Consider the following 17,681-nt stretch of genomic DNA (forward strand, 5'->3'; position numbering starts at 1 on the left):
GGACGTAGCGACCGATCGCATTCACGGTTCGAATGCCCGGTACTGGTCCCATCGGCTCCCCCTCGGCGTGCGCGAGCGTCGCGTTCAGGGTAATACACCCTCGACCCCGGGAAGGTCGACGGAAGATGAACGGATGATGCGTGTCGTCAGCCCGCGTTCGCGACGAGCCACGACTCGGCGTTCACGTACGCGCCGTCGACGACGATCTCGAGGTGCAGGTGCGTTCCGAACGCACGGCCCGTGTCGCCCACCTGGCCGAGCAGCTGGCCCGCCGAGACGGTGTCGCCGACCTGCACCGCGCGGGTGCCCCAGTCCATGTGGGCGTAGAGGCTCGTGACGTTGGTGCCGTTGATGTTGTGCGCGACCTTGACGTACACGCCCCAGCCCGGACCGCTCTCGCTCGACGCGACGACCGTGCCGTCGGCGACCGAGTAGATCGGCGTGCCACGGTCGGCCATGTAGTCGGTGCCGCGGTGACCGGCGTACGGGGTGCCGAAGTTGTTGAACGACATCAGAGGACGACGCACGAGACCGGAACCCGGCGCGACGAGCGGAATCGACTGGCTGAACGACGTCGAGGATGCGGTCGAGCTGCTCGCGGAGATGCGGTTGGCGAGAGCCTCGGCGGCTGCCTTCGCGGCGGCCTCCTCGTCCTTCTTCTTCTGGATCTCTTCGGGTGTGGTCGCCGTGAACCCGCTGCGGTCGAGGGAAGCGGGGCCCACCTCGGACGCGACGACGATCGACTGCGCATTGTCGGCGGCCACCTGCTGCAGCGTCATCGCATCGGCCGACGTACCGCGCACGGCGGCGAAGGCCGGGATGGCGACGGTCGCCACGAGACCCACCACGGCAGCGACCGTGAAGGTGCTGCGGACGGGGTGGACCCGACGTCGGCTGCGGCGGGCGGCGCGGTTCTCAATGGTCGCGACGTCCCGTGATTGCTTCTTTGCTGTCGGGAAGCGGCGGCCACGCAGGGCGCGACCAGAGCGGTCGGGATTCGTCGCGTCGACCTCGGGTACGTCTACCGACGAATCGTTGTTTTCAGCCAAATCAGTCCTCCGGCGCCTCTGCGCGATGGTCTGCGCTGGCTCGTCGATACTGCGCGTGTAGGTCCACGCGACATTCGGGTGTCACCGCGTGGACGACGAGCCGAAGAGGCAATCCATGCAGCGGTCTCGGGCGGGCTTCTCGCCTGAAGACTTCTCGAGGCTACCGGAAGGTAACGAATAAGTCACGCTGTCGCCCCCATCCCCACCCGACGCTCAGGGTCGACGCGACGCGGACCGGATCGACGTCTGCGCGGGGCGGATCGTGCCGCGAGCCGGCAGGGACCTCAGTCGCGGCGCGTGAGGAAGATGTGCGACGCGACCTCGACGGGGAGCTCGAGTCCCTCGTCGACGCCATCCATCTGCACGAGGACGTAGCCCTCGGAGAACTGGAAGGTGCCGTCGCGACCGGGGACGACACCCGCGGCCCGCAGCTGCTGCAGCAGTTCGGGATCGACCTGGGCCGGCTCGGCGAGGCGGCGCACGGTGCCCTCGATCGGGCCCCCGGTTTCGTTGAGGACGCGGACGAGGCCGACCACGCCGTCATCGAACGTGCGAGCAGGGACGTCGCCGAGCTGATCGAGGCCGGGGATCGGGTTGCCGTACGGCGATTCGGTGGGGTGACCGAGCAGCTCGATGAGGCGGCGCTCGACGAGCTCGCTCATCACGTGCTCCCAGCGGCACGCCTCTTCGTGGACGTAGGCCCAGTCAAGGCCGATCACGTCGCTGAGCAGGCGCTCGGCGAGGCGGTGCTTGCGCATGACGTCGACGGCCTTCTGTCGTCCGCTGTCGGTCAGCTCGAGCGAGCGGTCTTCCGAGACGACGACCAGGCCGTCGCGCTCCATGCGGCCGACCGTCTGCGAGACGGTGGGGCCGGAGTGCCCGAGACGCTCCGAGATGCGCGCACGCAGAGGGACGATCGCCTCTTCCTCGAGCTCGAGGATGGTACGCAGATACATCTCTGTCGTGTCGATGAGATCGGTCATCACAGCCCTTGTCGTGCGCGTGGTCGGAAGAACCCCAGCCTATCCGCTGGCGAGGACATGCGAGGCTGCCCTTACCTCCTGCTCATGGCACGGCGGGCCCGGACACCGCCTCTAGAATCGGCTCATGGCGCACGTCACCCTGCCCCGAGACATCCTTCCTCGCGACGGCCGCTTCGGCTGCGGTCCCGCCAAGATCCGCCCCGAGCAGGTCGCCGCCCTGTCGGGTCCCGGCTCGATCCTGCTCGGCACGTCGCACCGTCAGTCGCCGGTGAAGAGCCTCGTCGGCCAGGTCCGCTCCGGTCTCTCCGACCTGCTGCGACTGCCGAACGGCTACGAGATCATCCTCGGCAACGGCGGATCGACCGCCTTCTGGGATGCCGCAGCATTCGGCCTCATCGAGAACCGCAGCCAGAACCTCGTCTTCGGCGAGTTCGGCGGCAAGTTCGGTGCGGCCGCATCCGCGCCCTGGCTGCAGGCGCCCGACATCCGCAAGGCCGAGCCCGGTTCGAGCATCACGGCGGAGCCCGTCGAGGGCGTCGACGTCTACGCCTGGCCTCACAACGAGACCTCGACGGGTGTCGCCGCTCCCGTGCGCCGCGTCGCCGGCGACGAGGGCGCGCTGACGGTCATCGACGCCACGAGCGCGGCCGGCGGCATCGACTTCTCGGTCTCGCAGTGCGACGTCTACTACTTCGCCCCGCAGAAGAACCTCGGCTCCGACGGGGGCATCTGGTTCGCCGCGGTCTCGCCCGCGGCGATCGAGCGGATCGAGCGAGTCGCCGCCTCGGGTCGCTACATCCCCGAGTTCCTGAGCCTGAAGAACGCGCTCGACAACTCGCGGCTCAACCAGACGCTGAACACGCCCGCCGTCGCGACGCTGTACCTGCTCGACAAGCAGCTCGAGTGGATCCACAGCAACGGTGGCCTGCAGTGGGCCGCCGACCGCACTGCGGAATCATCGTCCGCACTGTACGACTGGGCCGAGGCTTCGGAGCACGCGACGCCCTTCGTCGCCGATCCCGCCGACCGCTCCCCCGTCGTGGTCACGATCGACTTCGATGAGACCGTCGACGCCGCCGCCGTCGCCAAGAGCCTGCGCGGCAACGGCATCGTCGACACCGAGCCCTACCGCAAGCTCGGCCGCAACCAGCTGCGCATCGCCACGTTCGTCTCGATCGAGCCCGACGACGTGCGCCAGCTCATCAAATGCATCGACTACACGATCGACCGTCTCTGACGGCGGCGCACCGCTGAGACGACAGAAGGGATGCCGCACCGCGCGGCATCCCTTCTGTCGTTCTGGGCGAGAGCGGTCAGCGCTCCCAAGGCGATTCGTCGTGGTCGGAATCGTCATCCTCGTGGTCGTCGGACTCGTCGTCGTCGGACTCGTCGTCGTCGGACTCGTCGTCGTCGGACTCGTCGTCCTCATCGGACTCGTCGTCCTCGTCGGACTCGTCATCCTCGTCGGACTCGTCATCCTCGGAGTCCTCGTCCGATTCGTCGTCTGCCGCACCGGCGTCGAGGGCGTCGATGTCGACCCCGTCGACGTCGCCCGCGTGGGTGACGGCCGTGCTGCCGTCGGCGAAGTCGTCGTCGTCCGCATCGTCATCGTCATCGTCGATGTCGTCGGCATCGTCGAGGTCGACCGCGTCATCATCATCGAGATCGTCGTCGGAGTCGTCCTCGTCGGCAGCGGCCTGGGCAGCCTGATACTCGGCGAGCCGCACGGCCCAGGGCACCCACTCGGGGGCCAGGAGGGCACCGGCGGCGGGGAGCAGTTCGACTTCGAGAACCGTCGGCTCGGCGTCCTCGACCACCGCGACACTGACGGTCCAGAGCCACCCGGGGTACCCGGCGAGACGGTTCGCGAAACGCAGCGAGACCACACCGTCGGCCTCGACCACGTAGTCGACCGGGTCGCCGACCGTCGAGGCAGGGGTGATCTCGGCGAGCGCCGCCAGGGCCAGATCGTGCGCGGCGAGCAGACGCTCGTCGACGGTCACCGGATCGGTCGGCACAGCGTCCTCGGTTGCCGGAGCATCCTCCGAGACGGCGGTCACTTCGGCGACGGGCTCGGCGGACCCGGGCTCGTGCGACGTCGAGGCGTCGGGAGAGTCAGGCGTCGAGGTCATCGGCGACCTTGCGCAGCACCGCGGCGATCTTCTTGCCGTGACCCGAGCTGGGGTACCGGCCGCGACGGAGGTCGGCACCGATGCCGTCGAGGAGCTTGACGAGGTCCTCGACGATGATCGCCATGTCGTCCGCGGGCTTGCGGTTGCGCTTGCTCAGGCTGACGGGAGCCTCGAGCACGCGAACGGCCAGGGCCTGCAGACCGCGCTTGCCGTCGGCGACGCCGAACTCCAGGCGCGTGCCGGGCTTGAGCGACTCGGTGCCCGCCGGGAGTGCCGTGGCGTGCAGGAAGACGTCCTGGCCGTCATCGGAGGAGATGAAGCCGAACCCCTTCTCGTCGTCGTAGAACCTGACCTTGCCGGTGGGCATGTGCGTACCTCGCTGTCACGGACCGCGTTTCGCGGGCAGAACGGAATGCCGGGACCGTTTGAGCCCCGGCAACCAGCCTACGGCACCGCCGCGAAGCGCTACGCTGATGCGGATGAGCACGCGCAGCACGGGCGACGACCTTCCGGTCCGCCGTATAGACCGCATCCTCGCGTTCATGTCGCTGGGACTGCTGATCCTGGCGATCGTCTGCTTCTTCGCGATCATCATCGGCACCGCGACCGGCATGGAGCAGGCGGACTTCGGCTCGGGGGTGTGGCCGACGGTCAGCGCGATCGTGTGGATCGCCCCGCCGATCGCGTTCGCCCTGCTGCTGACGGTGCTCATCATGACCTTCATCCGACGGAGCCGGGCCAACAAGGGCCGGTGACGTGTCTCCTGTCGACGCCCGTGCCCTCGCGAGCTGGCTCGCCACGGTCGACGACGACGTCCTGACGGCACTCCTGCGTCGACGCCGCGTCTCGACCGACGCCGCGTGGGCCGACTTCTTCGACGCCGCCGAAGCGCTGCTCGACCCCACGGCGGTGGCGAAGGCCGCCCCGCTGCTGTCTCGGCCGCTCGTCGACGCCATGGATCAGGCCGTCGCCTCGGACGAGCCGGTGCCCCCGGGCACGGCACGCGACGAGCTGCTGCACCTCGGACTCGTCTCCCCCGAGGGCCTGCCCTACGCCGGCGCGGCGGCCGCATGGCGCGACCTCTCGCGACCCGAGACCCCGGATCCGGCGACCGCGGGAGCTGCCGCGGAGGATGACGCGCAGCTGGCCGAACGAGCCTTCACCGCGCTCTCGTCGCTCGCCGACGTTCTCTCGCTGACACAGCCGTCACCCCTCGGACGCACCGGCGCCGGAACTCTGGGCGCCGGCGATCGCCGCCGGCTGGTCGATGCGGGAGCCGTGGCGGATGCCGCGACGGTCGACCTCGTGATCGGCATCGGTCTCGACGCCGGGCTGCTGAGAGCGGTGGACCGGGAATGGCGGGTCACGACGGACGGGAGCGCGTGGCTCCTGCGCGGATCGGTCGATCGTTGGGTCGAGACCGCGTCGCACCTCCGCGACGCCCTCCCCGCCGCGTTGCGCACGGAGAACGGCGGTTGGCGGCCGCCGGCCGAATGGCACCTCGCCTACCCGCTCGATCCTCAGTGGCCGGCCCGGGCCGGCCGCCTCGCGGCGCAGTGGCGGCTCTGGGCGATCATCGACGCCTCGGGCCGACCGGCAGCATGGGCGACGGCGATGGCGGACGGCGGCGACGTCGACCGGGAGACCCTGCAGGCGCACCTGCCCGGCGAGGTCGATCGCATCTTCCTCCAGAACGACCTCACCGCGATCGCCCCGGGACCCCTCGAACCCGCGATCGATGCGCGGCTGCGCCGGGCGGCGCGACGCGAATCGCGCGCGCAGGCGTCGACCTACCGGTTCTCCGCCGAATCGATCGGAGCGGCGCTCGCGGCCGGAGAGGATCCGGCATCCCTCGCCGAATTCCTCACCGCGATCTCGCTGACCGGCCTGCCGCAGCCGCTGGCGTACGAGCTCGAGCGCGCGGCGCAGCGCCACGGGCGCCTGCGCGTGGGGACCGATGCGACCGGCCGTACCCAGGTCACCGCATCCGAGCCGACTGCTCTCGACACGCTCGCGGTGGACCAGGCGTTGCGCCCGCTCGGTCTCATCCGCGACGGTGACCGGCTCATCAGCCGCAGCTCGGTGGACGCCGTCTTCTGGATGCTGAGCGACGCCCGCTATCCCGTCGCCGCGGTCGACGCGGACGGACAGGTGCGCATCCTCGACCGCGCCCGCCTGACCGATTCCTCACCGGGAACGGCGGCGGGTGCCGACGACGCGTCGTATGCGCCACTCGTCGAGCGTATGCGCCGCGCTCACTCCTCCGACGACGCGGATGCCGCGTGGCTGGGGCGCGAGCTCGAGCAGGCCGTCAAGGCGCGGGCGGTGATCGAGGTGAGCGTGCGGCTGCCGGACGGCACGACGCGCGACTTCGTGCTCGAGGCGACCGGCCTCGGAGGCGGTCGTCTCCGCGGCCGCGACCGCGCATCGGATGTCGAGCGCACCCTGCCGGTGTCGAGCATCGTCTCGGCGCGTCTGACCTGAGCTCGGTCGCCGCTCGCCGCGCAGGCCGATGCCCGTTCAGCACCGGTACGATTGCTCGTTATGGCTGATGGCCCCCTGATCGTCCAGAGCGACCGCACCGTGCTGCTGGAGGTCGCCCACCCGAGCGCGGAGGATGCGCGGCACGAGCTCGCGATATTCGCCGAACTCGAACGCGCCCCGGAGCACATCCACACCTACCGCATCACCCGGCTGGGCCTGTGGAACGCCCGCGCCGCGGGGCACGACGCCGACGACATGCTCGCGACGCTCGATCGGTGGTCGCGCTTCCCGGTGCCGCCGTCGGTGTCGACCGACATCCGCGAGACGGTCACCCGGTACGGACGCCTCGTCATCGAACGCGACGACGAGGGCACGCTCGTGCTGCGTTCGAACGACGCGGCCGTGCTGGCCGAGGTCACCCGCAACAAGCGGATCCAGCCCCTGCTGCTGGGGCACCCCACGCCCGAGACGTACGTCATCGACGCCTGGGCCCGCGGCCAGATCAAGCAGGAGCTGCTGAAGATCGGCTGGCCGGCGGAGGACCTCGCCGGCTTCACCCCCGGCACACCCCACGAGATCGAGCTGCACGAAGACGGCTGGAGCCTGCGCCCCTACCAGCGCAAGGCGGTCGACATCTTCACCGAGGGCGGCTCGGGTGTGGTGGTGCTCCCCTGCGGCGCGGGCAAGACGCTCGTCGGGGCCGCGGCGATGGCCGACACGAAGACCACCACGCTCATCCTCGTGACCAACACCGTCAGCGCGCGGCAGTGGCGCAACGAGCTGCTCAAGCGCACGAGCCTGACGCCGGAGGAGATCGGCGAGTACTCCGGTCAGTCGAAAGAGGTCAAGCCGGTCACGATCGCGACCTACCAGATCCTCACCGCGAAGCGGAAGGGCGAGTACGCCCACCTCGCGCTCCTCGATGCGCTCGACTGGGGTCTCGTCGTGTACGACGAGGTGCACCTCCTTCCCGCGCCGGTGTTCAAGTTGACCGCCGATCTGCAGGCGCGACGCCGCCTCGGCCTCACCGCCACCCTCGTGCGTGAGGACGGGCGCGAGGGTGATGTGTTCAGCCTCATCGGCCCCAAGCGCTTCGACGCCCCCTGGAAGGAGATCGAGGCCCAGGGCTTCATCTCCCCCGCGGTCTGCTACGAAGTGCGCGTCGACCTCCCGGCGTCCGATCGCCTCGAGTACGCCGCGTCGGCCGACGACGAGCGGTACCGCCTGGCGGCCACCGCACACGCGAAGATCGGCGTCGTCCGCGACCTCGTCGCGAAGCATGCGGGCGAGCAGATCCTCGTGATCGGGCAGTACCTCGATCAGATCGACGTGCTCTCCGACGCGCTCGGGGCACCGAAGATCACGGGGTCGACCCCCGTCGACGAGCGCGAGGAGCTGTACGAGGCGTTCCGCACGGGAGAGATCCCCGTACTCATCGTCTCGAAGGTCGCGAACTTCTCGATCGACCTGCCCGACGCCTCCGTCGCGATCCAGGTCTCGGGGTCGTTCGGATCCCGCCAAGAGGAGGCCCAGCGGCTCGGACGCCTGCTTCGTCCGAAGTCCAACGGTCACACCGCGAGCTTCTACACGCTCATCGCTCGCGACACCGTCGACCAGGACTTCGCGCAGAACCGGCAGCGCTTCCTCGCCGAGCAGGGGTACAGCTACACGATCCTCGACGCCGAGAAGCTCGAAGCGGCCTGAGCCGGTCGCCGCGCGCCGGCCGAGTCAGGGCTTCGTGAGCTCGGGCGTCGGCTCGCCCGGAAGCGGCACGGTCGCCGTCGGCGTCGGCATGGGGATCGGCGCCGGCAGCGGTGTGCGCGGAAGGGCGTAGGTCCGCACGATCGGGCGGCGCCGCAGCACGTACTCGACGGCGAGGCAGTAGCCCCCGAGCAGCAACGTCGAGGTGGCGAAGCTCACCCAGCCGACATCCGCCGCCGTCGGGTCGGCTCCCGCAGCGATTCCGGTCGCGAAGGCCAGCAGGTTGTTGACGATGTGCACCGCGATCGCGGCCTCGAGTCCGCCCGTGCGCCACGTGAGCCAGCCCGCGGCGATCGCGAAGAGCGCGACGGCTGCCTGACCGACGGGGTCGTAGAGGTGCCCGATGACGAAGAGGGGAACGGGAAGCAGGATGGCAAACAGCGGATGCCGCAGCCACCGCCCGATCGCCTGCATCAGGTAGCCGCGGAAGACGTACTCCTCGGCTGCGGCCTGGACCGGAACGACGAGGACGACCACGAGCAGGCTCAGCCACAGGGTCGCGCCCGCCGGCGGCGTCAGTGCGGCTGCGCCCTCCTCGGCCGGGAGCAGCGCCGTGACGACCGTGACGACGACCGCCATGACGACGGCGAGCGCGACGCAGACGAGCAGCCAGCGCCAGCGCAACCGCCCGAAGACGGCGGAGGCGAACCCGAGGCGACGACCGTTGACGATGAGCGACGCGAGCAGGTACGCGGGCAGCAGCAGCGCGATCGCGCCGAGGCCGAGAAGCAGTGACAGCGGGTCGCCGACATCCAGCGCTCCGCCATCGCGCAGGACGTCGTTGAGCGCGCGTGCCGCGTCATCGCTCGACAACGCGATGAGCAGGGCGGCGAGCGCGACCACGATCACCATGACGAGGTACAGGACGATGCCGAGGGCGCCCACCGCGAGCGGGGTCCACCATCCCGAGCGACGACGTGCGAACACGAGCCGGTGGAATGCGAGACGGTCGGAATCGATCGGACGCGGCATGCCTCCATCCTCTCGCGACCCTTACCAGGTCGACCCGCTGCGGCGCGATATCCAGCAAACCGATGGGATCCGGTGCCAGTATGGGCCTATGACAGCACCGCGCATTCTCGTCGTGGACGACGAACCGAACATCCGTGACCTGCTGATCACCGGGCTGAAGTTCGCCGGATACCAGGTCCGCGCCGTGGGCAACGGAGCGCAGACGATCTCGGCGGTGCTCGAGGAGGAGCCCGACCTGATCGTGCTCGACGTGATGCTGCCCGACATGAACGGCTTCAGCGTCACCAAGCGCCTGCGGGGCGCGGGCTACACCGCGCCGATCCTCTTCCTCACCGCGAAGGACGAGACCGAGGACAAGATCGAGGGACTCAACGCCGGCGGCGACGACTACGTCACGAAGCCCTTCAGCCTCGACGAGATCGTCGCCCGCATCCAGGCCATCCTCCGCCGCACGATGCAGGCCGACGAGGAGTCGATCATCCGCGCCGGCGAGCTGACGATGGACCAGGACACGCACGATGTGCAGGTCGGGGACGTCTCGATCGACCTGTCGCCGACGGAGTTCAAGCTGCTGCGCTACCTGATGCTCAACCCCAACCGCGTGCTGAGCAAGGCGCAGATCCTCGATCACGTGTGGGAGTACGACTTCAACGGCGACGCCGGCATCGTCGAGAGCTACATCTCTTACCTGCGCCGCAAGATCGACCCGCACTCCTCCGAGCCGCTGATCCAGACCAAGCGCGGCTTCGGCTACATGCTCAAGGCCGACAAGTCGGCGTGATCCGCGGGAGCGCAGACGCCTGAGCGATTCCGCGAACGACGGCGTCACCCGATGGTGGCGCGGCATCAGCCTGCGCACGAAAGTCACGGGCGTCATCGTCACCCTGCTGGCGATGGGGCTGATCGCGGCGGGCGTGGGAACGATGATCTTCCTCCGCAACGCTCAGGTCGCGGCTCTCGACGGCAGCCTGCGGTCGCTGGCCCCGACTGACCTGGCGAGCACGGTGATGGATGTCTCCGTCGAAGACGGAATCGCCCTCTTCGAGGCGAAGGAGTCCCCGGCGCCGACCACCTTCGTCGTGGCGATCTACAGCGCTGAGGGCGAGCTGCTGTCGGTGGCGGGCGGGCCCGAGTCGATCCGCCCCGATCTTCCCGCCTCGTTCCCTCTCGATCGAACGCTCGTCAAGGGAACGGAGCCGTTCGAGCTCCCCGCCCGCCAGGGGAACGGGACCTTCCACGCGAGCGTCGACATCCTCCAGCCTGAGGGATCGCGAGAGAGCTACACGCAGCTCGTCGCGCTGCCGCTGACCTCGGTGACGCAGACCGTCGCGAACTTCATCAGCATCTACACCGTGATCGCCGCCCTCATCCTCGTGGCCGGTGCTCTCGGCACCCGCTGGCTCGTGACCCTCACCTTCCGCAGCCTCAGCCAGGTCGAGGAGACGGCGATGACGATCGCGGCCGGCGACCTGAGCCAGCGCATGGGCGACATCTCTCCCGGCACCGAGGTCGGCCGGCTGAAGATCGCCATCAACGCGATGCTCGACCGCATCGACACCGCCCTGGCCCAGCGCGACGCCACGGTCCAGCAGATGCGGCGGTTCATCGGCGACGCCAGCCACGAGCTGCGCACGCCGCTGGTGACGGTCCGCGGATATGCGGAGCTGTACCGCATGGGTGCGATCACCGACGCCGAGCACACCGCGCAGTCGATGGAGCGGATCGAGAAGGAGGCCGTCCGGATGAGCGGCCTCGTCGAGGACCTCCTGGCCCTCGCGCGCCTCGACGAACGCCGAGACCTGGTCATCACTCCCGTCGACCTGCGTCCGATCGCCCGTGATGCGGCGCTCGACACGCGAGCCGCAGCTCCCGAGCGCCAGGTGTCGGTGATCGAGTACTCCGATGAGACGTTGACCGTGGATCTGCCGACGGACACCGGGGCCGGGGCGACGGCCAAGCGCTCCGGCGGCGCCCGCAATCGCACGGGCCAGACGCTCGCCCGCCTGCGGCGACGTCCGAAGGACGACCGCGGCGCCCGCTCGGGATCGGAGTCGGGTTCGACGTCGCGGAAGGCGGATGCCGCGTCGGCGAGCACCTCGTCCGCCGCGGCCGCCGACACGAAGCCTCTGCTGCAGCCGGCCGAGCCGCCGCTCGTCCCCGTCGTGCTCGGCGACGAGAACCGCATCCGCCAGGTCGTAGCGAACCTCATCGGCAACGCCCGGCGCTACAGCCCCGAGGGCACTCCGATCGAGATCGCCGTGGGCCTGGACCGTGACGCCCGCATGGGATGGATCTCGGTGATCGATCACGGCGAAGGCATCCCGGAACCGCTGCGCGAGAAGATCTTCCAGCGGTTCTGGCGCGCCGACACGTCGCGCACGCGCGAGACCGGCGGGTCCGGCCTCGGCCTGTCGATCGTCGCGTCGATCGTCGAGGCGCTGCACGGCTCGATCGATGTCCAGGCTACGCCCGGCGGCGGCGCGACGTTCCGCGTCGCATTCCCCCTGGCCGATCGCCGCGAGGCCGCCGAGCACCTCTGGATCGAGACCCAGCCGCTGCCGCGTCTGCGCGACGAGCGCTGAGCGGGATGAGGGGCGCGGCTCCTCCCCCGGCAGCGCCCAGCGTCGCTCTCTCCCCCGTCCGCCCGGCCTGCGACCGCAGGCGGTGGGAGGGGCCCTAGCGTGTCGGCATCCCATCGCACGACGCAAGGAGCGACATGGCCATCTTCTCCATCGACAGCGACGCCGTGGCGAGTGCCACCGCCGCCATCCGAGCCACCTCGGGGCGCATCGAGAGCGACACCGGCGCCATGATGGCGCAGCTGACACAGCTGCAGGGGTCGTGGACCGGAAGCGCCGCACTCGCGTTCCAGGCGGTCGTCGAGCGCTGGCGCGCCGCCCAGCGCGAAGTCGAAGCGGCGCTCGGCGACATCGGATCGGCGTTGGATGCCGCGGGCCAGCAGTATCTGCACGCCGAGGCTGCGGCCGCCGGCCTCTTTCGCTGACCCGCCACGGAAACGCAGAACGGCCCCTCCCGAAGGAGGGGCCGTTCTGTCTGCGATGGATCAGAAGTCCATGCCACCCGTGGGGTCGCCCGCGGGAGCCGGGGTCTTCTCCGGCTTGTCCGCCACGACCGCCTCGGTCGTGAGGAACAGGCCGGCGATCGACGCGGCGTTCTGCAGCGCGGAGCGCGTCACCTTGGCGGGGTCGATGATGCCCTGCTCGAAGAGGTCACCGTACTCGCCGGTCGCGGCGTTGAGGCCGTGACCGATCTCGAGCTCGGCGACCTTGTTGGCGACGACGCCCGGCTCGAGGCCGGCGTTCAGAGCGATCTGCTTCAGCGGAGCCTCGATCGCGACCTTGACGATGTTCGCGCCGGTCGCCTCGTCGCCCGAGAGCTCGAGACCGTTGAACGCGTTCTTGCCGGCCTGGATGAGAGCGACACCACCACCGGCGACGACACCCTCTTCCACAGCTGCCTTGGCGTTGCGGACAGCGTCCTCGATGCGGTGCTTGCGCTCCTTGAGCTCGACCTCGGTCGCAGCTCCGGCCTTGATGACGGCGACGCCACCGGCGAGCTTCGCGAGGCGCTCCTGGAGCTTCTCGCGGTCGTAGTCGCTGTCGGTGTTGTCGATCTCGCGGCGGATCTGGGTCACGCGACCCTCGAGCTGAGCCGAGTCACCGGCACCCTCGACGATCGTGGTCTCGTCCTTGGTGATGATGACCTTGCGCGCACGGCCGAGCAGGTCGACGGTGGCGTTCTCGAGCTTGAGGCCGACCTCTTCGGTGATGACCTGGCCGCCGGTGAGGATCGCGATGTCCTGCAGCTGAGCCTTGCGGCGGTCGCCGAAGCCGGGGGCCTTGACGGCAGCCGACTTGAAGATGCCGCGGATCTTGTTGAGCACCAGCGTCGCGAGAGCCTCGCCCTCGACGTCCTCCGCGATGATGAGGAGTTCCTTGCCCTCCTGGATCACCTTGTCGACGATGGGCAGAAGGTCCTTGATGTTCGAGATCTTCTGGTTCGCGATGAGGATGTACGGGTCTTCGAAGACAGCCTCCTGGCGCTCCGGGTCCGTGACGAAGTAAGGGTTGATGTAGCCCTTGTCGAAGCGCATGCCCTCGGTGAGCTCGAGCTCGGTGCCGAAGGTGTTCGACTCCTCGACGGTGACGACGCCTTCCTTGCCGACCTTGTCGATCGCCTCGGCGATCAGCTCGCCGATCGAGGCGTCAGCGGCCGAGATCGAAGCGGTGGCAGCGATCTGCTCCTTCGACTCGACCTCCTTCGCGTCGGCGAGGAGCTGGTCGGTGATGGCCTTGACGGCCTTCTCGATGCCCTTCTTGAGCGAGATGGGGTCCGCGCCGGCTGCGACGTTGCGCAGGCCTTCGCGAACGAGCGCCTGAGCGAGGACCGTCGCGGTGGTCGTTCCGTCACCGGCGACGTCGTCGGTCTTCTTGGCGACCTCCTTGACGAGCTCCGCACCGATCTTCTCGTACGGGTCGTCGAGCTCGATCTCCTTGGCGATCGAGACGCCATCGTTCGTGATGGTGGGGGCGCCCCACTTCTTTTCGAGCACGACGTTGCGACCGCGCGGGCCGAGCGTCACCTTGACGGCGTCGGCCAGCGTGTTCAGGCCGCGCTCGAGGCCACGGCGGGCCTCCTCGTCGAAAGCGATGATCTTTGCCATGTGTGTGTCGTCCCTCCCGGACGGTGGAGAACAGTCTTTAGCACTCGATGAACGTGAGTGCTAAAGCCATTCTGGCACTCGCCCATGGGGAGTGCAAGCCGCCCCGTCGGCGACCGGACCGGGAAACGACAGAGCGCGCCGCGATGGCGGCGCGCTCTGTGCGAGTGGTGCGATTCAGGCGACGACGCGCACCGATTCCGCTTGCGGACCCTTCTGCCCCGTCCCCACGGTGAACTCGACCGCCTGCCCTTCCTCGAGCACGCGGAAGCCGCTCATCTCGATGTTGGAGTAGTGGACGAAGACGTCCTGCCCCTCGTTCACGGTGATGAAGCCGAAGCCCTTCTCGGCGTTGAACCACTTGACGGTGCCCTGTGTCATGCGAATCTCCTGATGCTGTGCGACAGCGTCATCGTATGCAGGGCGCTCCGCCTGACCCGGCGCTTCCGGTCACTGTTGACACGGCCGCATCGAGAATTTCACGAGCGTGAAACACGCCCCCTCATTCACCCTCGGAAGAGCCGCCCGCCCGGTCCTCGCCGACCACCACGGTCAGCTGCTTGCTGGGGTTGCCGTCGGCCGCGTCGGGGCCCGCGTATGCCTCGCTCATCTCCACGTCCGCACCCCCGATGACCTGGGCGAGACCTCGCGCAGCGCCCTCGTCCTCCGCATTGACGTAGAAGATCGTGGTCGTCGCGAAGTCATGAGTGCTGGCGTCACCCGCGTCGACGACATCCGAGTTCCACCCTGCGCCGACGACGGTGTCGCGGAGGGCGGTCGCCAAGCCGCGCTCGGAGGTGGCGTTGAGGATCAGCACCGGATAGGACGTATCGACCACCGGATCGGCTTCCACGGGGGCTTGGACCACAGCCGTGGCGGTCGGTTCCGCCGGGAAGAGCGCGATCCGCCCGGTGACGATCATCGTGCCGACGATGCCCACCGCGACCAGGACGAGAACCGCGCCCGCGGCCCAGGCCAGAACGACGCCGGCACGGAGCCGGGGGTTCTCCGCCCGGTGGGCGCCGACTCGGGTGGTGTCGGCAGGGAGCTCGTCGAAACGGTCTTTCGGGTATGTCGTTGTCGGCACGGAGGAATGCTATCTGGCCAAGCTCCGCGTCACATGGCCGCGCGTTCGGCGCGCGAACGCTCCGCAGCCGCGCGCATGCGCCGCAGCCGGTGCACCAGCATGGGGTCGTGCGAAACCGCATCAGGCGAGTCGATGATGCGCCCCAGCAGCTGGTAGTACCGCGCCGGGCTCAACGAGAGCTCGGCGCGCACGGCCTCTTCTTTCGCGCCGCTGTGGGCACCCCAACGCGCCTCGAAGTCGAGGATCGAGCGGTCGCGATCTGAGAGTGCCACTCCTCCACGTTACGACCGCGGTCGCTCGGATCCGGGACGCCACTCCCACCACCGCCCGAGCGGGTCGGCTGCCGCGTCGATCTCGCCATCGAGCGCCACGGCGAAGCCACCCCGCCAGTCGCTCGGCACCCTCGACCACGCGTCGTGGGTCGCCGGGTCGTCGATCGTCAGCCATCGCCCGAGATCGCGGGCGCGCTCGATCACCCGCGAACGACGCTCACGCGGAATGTGGACGAGGACGCCGGGAGTGGTGATCACCAGCGTCACCCCCGCCGGCGCGAGAGCCGCGGCCTCCGGCAGAAGGTCGAGAGCGTCTCCGGCGAACAGGAGGGGCGGATCGGATGCCGCGACCGCCGCGGCCGCGCGGATCCGATCCGCCCGTCCGTTCTCGCCGGGCCAGACCAGCCGAGCCAGCCAGTCGACGTCGCGAGGGTCGCGCACGTCGAGCGGGGCGAGGTCGATGCCGGCACGCCAGACGATGTCGGGATGCCGCACCTGCGGCATCCGCTCCCCCGCAACCGCGCTGACGAGCTCGACGTCCGAGACGCCGGTCACCGGATCCAGCCGCACCTCGCCTCCGTCTACGCCGACATATCGATACGAGTAGCGGTCGGGATACAGGCACAGCCCCGCGCTCGCCCCGACCTCCAGCAGCGCGATCGGGCCGGTCACCCGCGAGAGCGTCGGGAGGAGTGCCGCGCAGCGCAAGGGCTCGTTCGTCTGCACCGAGCGCGCGAGGCTCTCCGAGACCACAGCCTCGGCATGCGCCAGCACCCAAGCGGCCCACGCTGGGGCATCGACGTCGCCCGACCCGAGCAGCCGGCACACCGCGAACACGAGCGGCGGCTGGCGGCGGTTCGCGGGAAGGCGCGAGAGCACCTCCTGCAGGGCAGGATCCTCGACGACGCGCCACGCCCAGTCGGCGTACAGCTCGGAGCGGCCCGGAGCCTCGTCTGCGGCGAAACGCCGGTAACGCTCGATCACGGCGGCGAACTCGTCGGACATGAGGACATTCTCCGGGAACATCGACCCCCAACGTCGAGTTGAATAGGACGAGGCGAAGGAGCAGACATGACCTATTCCGTGAACAAGACCGACGAGCAGTGGCGCGAGGAGCTCACCCCCGAGCAGTACGCGGTGCTGCGGCAGGCCGGCACCGAACGCGCGTGGACCGGCGAGCTGCTCGACGAGAGCCGCGCGGGCCTGTACACCTGCGCCGCCTGCGGCGCCGAGCTGTTCCAGAGCGGCACGAAGTTCGACTCGCACTGCGGGTGGCCGAGCTTCTACGAGTCGGTGCGCCCCGAGGCGGTCGAGCTCATCGAGGACCGTTCGCACGGGATGGTGCGCACGGAGGTGCGCTGCGCGAACTGCGGTTCGCACCTGGGCCACGTGTTCCCCGATGGTTTCGGCACGCCCACCGGCGACCGCTACTGCATGAACTCGCTGTCGCTGTCGTTCACCCCCGAGCAGGAGAAGTGACCGGAGCCTTCGAGGCCGCCGGCGCACGCCGGTCGTGGTCGAAGGTCACCGACGAGGCACCCTCGCACGAGGAGCTCGCGCGGCTGGTCTCCGCCGCGGGGCGTGTCGCCGACCACTCTTCGCTGCGCCCGTGGCGGCTCATCGAGATCAGAGGCGACGGGCGCACGCGGCTGGGCCGCGCGCTGAACAAGGCCGAGGGCAAGCGCGGTGTCTCGACGAAGCCGATGCGCGCTCCGCTGCTCATCGCGGTCGTCGCCAGCTACAGCAAGAAGAGCAAGGTCCCGCGGTGGGAGCAGGAGGCCGTGGCGTCCGGCGTCGCGCACATGCTGAGCCTGCTGCTCGACGAGGCGGGCTGGGGCGTGTTCTGGCGCACCGGGGGCGCGACGCGCTCCAAAGCCGTCGCGAAGGCGCACAAACTCGGTAAGCGCGAGGAACTGCTCGGGTGGCTTTATGTGGGCGGCAAGCCCGCAGACCGGGACTCGGGCCGACGCAAGACGATCGACGCCGACGACTTCCTCAGCCCGATGCCCTGAACGCGTCAGGTGGGCGGCGGCCCGCCTGACCGCACCCGCCGCGTTCTCAGGCGACTGTCATCGAGCAGGTCGGACATGTCGACATCGAGGGCCGCCGAGATCCGTGCCAGCTCCTCGATCGACATGGCCGACGGACGCCGCACATGCAGGCGGCGCGCGAGCGTTCGCATCGGGATGCCGCTCGCCTCAGCCAGCCATTCCTGCGTCAACCGCTCATCCGCGAGGACCGCGCGGATGGACCGAGCCAC

The 17,681-nt window shown here is 69.4% G+C and carries 20 protein-coding genes; 9 read left to right on the forward strand and 11 right to left on the reverse strand.

The genetic code is table 11. The features are described from left to right. Window positions 1-146: 146 nt before the first annotated feature. Entirely contained in the window at window positions 147-1,049 is a 903-nt protein-coding gene (locus C1N74_RS10350; protein ID WP_023954773.1) for a M23 family metallopeptidase, read from the reverse strand. A 284-nt stretch (window positions 1,050-1,333) separates the two neighbouring features. Beyond that, on the reverse strand, window positions 1,334-2,032 hold the full coding sequence (locus C1N74_RS10355; protein WP_023954775.1) for a metal-dependent transcriptional regulator: 699 nt from the start codon (window positions 2,030-2,032) through the stop codon (window positions 1,334-1,336). 124 nt (window positions 2,033-2,156) lie between these two features. On the opposite strand from C1N74_RS10355, the gene serC reads away from it, so the two are divergent. Then, window positions 2,157-3,269: a phosphoserine transaminase gene (serC, locus tag C1N74_RS10360; protein ID WP_071917915.1), complete on the forward strand. Its 1,113-nt coding sequence runs from the start codon at window positions 2,157-2,159 to the stop codon at window positions 3,267-3,269. 76 nt (window positions 3,270-3,345) lie between these two features. Here serC and C1N74_RS10365 read toward each other — a convergent pair whose 3' ends face one another. Both C1N74_RS10365 and C1N74_RS10370 read right to left on the reverse strand, forming a co-directional pair. Beyond that, window positions 3,346-4,164, reverse strand: a complete 819-nt coding sequence (locus C1N74_RS10365) for a DUF3027 domain-containing protein (RefSeq protein WP_137750500.1) — start codon at window positions 4,162-4,164, stop codon at window positions 3,346-3,348. Continuing rightward, window positions 4,148-4,531 (reverse strand): cold-shock protein, encoded by a 384-nt coding sequence (locus C1N74_RS10370; protein ID WP_023954781.1) that lies wholly within the window; start codon window positions 4,529-4,531, stop codon window positions 4,148-4,150. Before C1N74_RS10370 ends, C1N74_RS10365 begins: the two co-directional genes overlap by 17 nt. Before the next feature lie 112 nt (window positions 4,532-4,643). Between C1N74_RS10370 and C1N74_RS10375 the strand changes: the two genes are divergently transcribed. Genes C1N74_RS10375 through C1N74_RS10385 form a run of 3 tightly spaced genes read left to right on the forward strand, consistent with a single transcriptional unit; the run spans window position 4,644 to window position 8,352 of the window. Beyond that, window positions 4,644-4,919 (forward strand): hypothetical protein, encoded by a 276-nt coding sequence (locus tag C1N74_RS10375; RefSeq protein ID WP_023954783.1) that lies wholly within the window; start codon window positions 4,644-4,646, stop codon window positions 4,917-4,919. Window position 4,920: 1 nt separating this feature from the next. Continuing rightward, window positions 4,921-6,648, forward strand: a complete 1,728-nt coding sequence (locus C1N74_RS10380; protein WP_137750501.1) for a helicase-associated domain-containing protein — start codon at window positions 4,921-4,923, stop codon at window positions 6,646-6,648. A gap of 60 nt (window positions 6,649-6,708) precedes the next feature. Then, window positions 6,709-8,352 carry a DNA repair helicase XPB gene (locus tag C1N74_RS10385; RefSeq protein WP_064954991.1) on the forward strand — a complete coding sequence of 548 codons (1,644 nt, stop codon included), beginning with the start codon at window positions 6,709-6,711 and terminating at the stop codon, window positions 8,350-8,352. Window positions 8,353-8,376: 24 nt separating this feature from the next. On the opposite strand, the gene C1N74_RS10390 is transcribed toward C1N74_RS10385, so the two are convergent. Then, the gene (locus C1N74_RS10390) at window positions 8,377-9,381 is read right to left on the reverse strand and encodes a CPBP family intramembrane glutamic endopeptidase (RefSeq protein ID WP_137750502.1); all 1,005 of its coding nucleotides are present in this window, start codon (window positions 9,379-9,381) and stop codon (window positions 8,377-8,379) included. 88 nt (window positions 9,382-9,469) lie between these two features. Here C1N74_RS10390 and C1N74_RS10395 point away from each other — a divergent pair, with 88 nt between their 5' ends. The 3 genes from C1N74_RS10395 to C1N74_RS10405 all read left to right on the forward strand — a co-directional run bounded on the left by C1N74_RS10395 (window position 9,470) and on the right by C1N74_RS10405 (window position 12,385). Continuing rightward, a complete protein-coding gene (locus C1N74_RS10395) occupies window positions 9,470-10,162 on the forward strand; it encodes a response regulator transcription factor (RefSeq protein WP_023954791.1) in 693 nt (230 codons plus the stop codon). A gap of 112 nt (window positions 10,163-10,274) precedes the next feature. Then, a complete protein-coding gene (locus C1N74_RS10400; protein WP_023954793.1) occupies window positions 10,275-11,963 on the forward strand; it encodes a cell wall metabolism sensor histidine kinase WalK in 1,689 nt (562 codons plus the stop codon). Window positions 11,964-12,097: 134 nt separating this feature from the next. Beyond that, the gene (locus C1N74_RS10405) at window positions 12,098-12,385 is read left to right on the forward strand and encodes a WXG100 family type VII secretion target (RefSeq protein WP_023954795.1); all 288 of its coding nucleotides are present in this window, start codon (window positions 12,098-12,100) and stop codon (window positions 12,383-12,385) included. A 60-nt stretch (window positions 12,386-12,445) separates the two neighbouring features. On the opposite strand, the gene groL is transcribed toward C1N74_RS10405, so the two are convergent. The 5 genes from groL to C1N74_RS10430 form a co-directional block, all read right to left on the reverse strand. Continuing rightward, complete coding sequence (gene groL, locus C1N74_RS10410; RefSeq protein WP_023954797.1) at window positions 12,446-14,065, reverse strand: chaperonin GroEL; 1,620 nt, start codon at window positions 14,063-14,065, stop codon at window positions 12,446-12,448. A gap of 174 nt (window positions 14,066-14,239) precedes the next feature. Continuing rightward, a complete protein-coding gene (locus C1N74_RS10415; protein WP_023954799.1) occupies window positions 14,240-14,443 on the reverse strand; it encodes a cold-shock protein in 204 nt (67 codons plus the stop codon). Between the two features lie 121 nt (window positions 14,444-14,564). Further along, entirely contained in the window at window positions 14,565-15,149 is a 585-nt protein-coding gene (locus C1N74_RS10420; RefSeq protein ID WP_103842403.1) for a LytR C-terminal domain-containing protein, read from the reverse strand. A 29-nt stretch (window positions 15,150-15,178) separates the two neighbouring features. Continuing rightward, the gene (locus tag C1N74_RS10425) at window positions 15,179-15,421 is read right to left on the reverse strand and encodes a DUF3263 domain-containing protein (protein WP_023954805.1); all 243 of its coding nucleotides are present in this window, start codon (window positions 15,419-15,421) and stop codon (window positions 15,179-15,181) included. Between the two features lie 9 nt (window positions 15,422-15,430). After that, on the reverse strand, window positions 15,431-16,426 hold the full coding sequence (locus C1N74_RS10430) for a DUF2332 family protein (RefSeq protein WP_114599003.1): 996 nt from the start codon (window positions 16,424-16,426) through the stop codon (window positions 15,431-15,433). Window positions 16,427-16,492: 66 nt separating this feature from the next. Here C1N74_RS10430 and msrB point away from each other — a divergent pair, with 66 nt between their 5' ends. Next, on the forward strand, window positions 16,493-16,900 hold the full coding sequence (gene msrB, locus C1N74_RS10435; protein WP_023954808.1) for a peptide-methionine (R)-S-oxide reductase MsrB: 408 nt from the start codon (window positions 16,493-16,495) through the stop codon (window positions 16,898-16,900). Next, window positions 16,897-17,433: a nitroreductase family protein gene (locus C1N74_RS10440; RefSeq protein ID WP_064954996.1), complete on the forward strand. Its 537-nt coding sequence runs from the start codon at window positions 16,897-16,899 to the stop codon at window positions 17,431-17,433. Before msrB ends, C1N74_RS10440 begins: the two co-directional genes overlap by 4 nt. A gap of 5 nt (window positions 17,434-17,438) precedes the next feature. Here the strand turns inward: C1N74_RS10440 and C1N74_RS10445 are convergent, their stop codons facing one another. Further along, window positions 17,439-17,681 carry a helix-turn-helix transcriptional regulator gene (locus C1N74_RS10445; RefSeq protein ID WP_071917912.1) on the reverse strand — a complete coding sequence of 81 codons (243 nt, stop codon included), beginning with the start codon at window positions 17,679-17,681 and terminating at the stop codon, window positions 17,439-17,441.

Origin of the sequence: Microbacterium sp. SGAir0570 (assembly GCF_005491085.2) — a bacterium.
Taxonomy (GTDB): domain Bacteria; phylum Actinomycetota; class Actinomycetes; order Actinomycetales; family Microbacteriaceae; genus Microbacterium; species Microbacterium arborescens.

Coding starts and splice junctions, on each gene's coding strand:
- C1N74_RS10375 (WP_023954783.1), top strand. CDS start 4,644: ATGAGCACGCGCAGCACGGGCGACGACCTTCCGGTCCGCCGTATAGAC.
- C1N74_RS10365 (WP_137750500.1), bottom strand. CDS start 4,164: ATGACCTCGACGCCTGACTCTCCCGACGCCTCGACGTCGCACGAGCCC.
- C1N74_RS10390 (WP_137750502.1), bottom strand. CDS start 9,381: ATGCCGCGTCCGATCGATTCCGACCGTCTCGCATTCCACCGGCTCGTG.
- C1N74_RS10400 (WP_023954793.1), top strand. CDS start 10,275: ATGGGGCTGATCGCGGCGGGCGTGGGAACGATGATCTTCCTCCGCAAC.
- C1N74_RS10385 (WP_064954991.1), top strand. CDS start 6,709: ATGGCTGATGGCCCCCTGATCGTCCAGAGCGACCGCACCGTGCTGCTG.
- msrB (WP_023954808.1), top strand. CDS start 16,493: ATGACCTATTCCGTGAACAAGACCGACGAGCAGTGGCGCGAGGAGCTC.
- C1N74_RS10415 (WP_023954799.1), bottom strand. CDS start 14,443: ATGACACAGGGCACCGTCAAGTGGTTCAACGCCGAGAAGGGCTTCGGC.
- C1N74_RS10355 (WP_023954775.1), bottom strand. CDS start 2,032: ATGACCGATCTCATCGACACGACAGAGATGTATCTGCGTACCATCCTC.
- serC (WP_071917915.1), top strand. CDS start 2,157: ATGGCGCACGTCACCCTGCCCCGAGACATCCTTCCTCGCGACGGCCGC.
- C1N74_RS10430 (WP_114599003.1), bottom strand. CDS start 16,426: ATGTCCGACGAGTTCGCCGCCGTGATCGAGCGTTACCGGCGTTTCGCC.
- C1N74_RS10405 (WP_023954795.1), top strand. CDS start 12,098: ATGGCCATCTTCTCCATCGACAGCGACGCCGTGGCGAGTGCCACCGCC.
- groL (WP_023954797.1), bottom strand. CDS start 14,065: ATGGCAAAGATCATCGCTTTCGACGAGGAGGCCCGCCGTGGCCTCGAG.
- C1N74_RS10395 (WP_023954791.1), top strand. CDS start 9,470: ATGACAGCACCGCGCATTCTCGTCGTGGACGACGAACCGAACATCCGT.
- C1N74_RS10370 (WP_023954781.1), bottom strand. CDS start 4,531: ATGCCCACCGGCAAGGTCAGGTTCTACGACGACGAGAAGGGGTTCGGC.